Genomic DNA, 233 nt, shown 5'->3' with positions numbered 1-233 from the left:
CAGTCGCCGAACACGTCGGTATAGGTCGGCTTCTTCACGCCGCCGGCCTTGGCGACGATGCCGAGCGTGGGATCGAACGGCGACACCGCGTGATAGCCGATCTGGTCGCCTTCGGCGAGTTCGTAGCCCTTGCCCTTGGTCGTGATGACATGCAGCAACTGCGGGCCCTTCAGGGTCTTGAGCGTCTTCAGCGCGGCGACGAGCGCCTTGACATCGTGGCCGTCGATCGGACC

The 233-nt window shown here is 64.8% G+C and carries 1 protein-coding gene; it reads right to left on the bottom strand.

From position 1 onward, the window contains the following. The coding region (locus tag SB719_RS22800; RefSeq protein ID WP_412160131.1) for a 1-deoxy-D-xylulose-5-phosphate synthase N-terminal domain-containing protein at positions 1-233 on the bottom strand (233 nt) is incomplete at both ends.

Source organism: Pantoea sp. SIMBA_079 (assembly GCF_046940275.1).
Lineage (GTDB): Bacteria > Pseudomonadota > Gammaproteobacteria > Enterobacterales > Enterobacteriaceae > Pantoea > Pantoea borealis.
The sequence above is the reverse complement of the archived record's forward strand: the minus strand, read 5'-3'. Positions and strand labels throughout refer to the sequence as shown.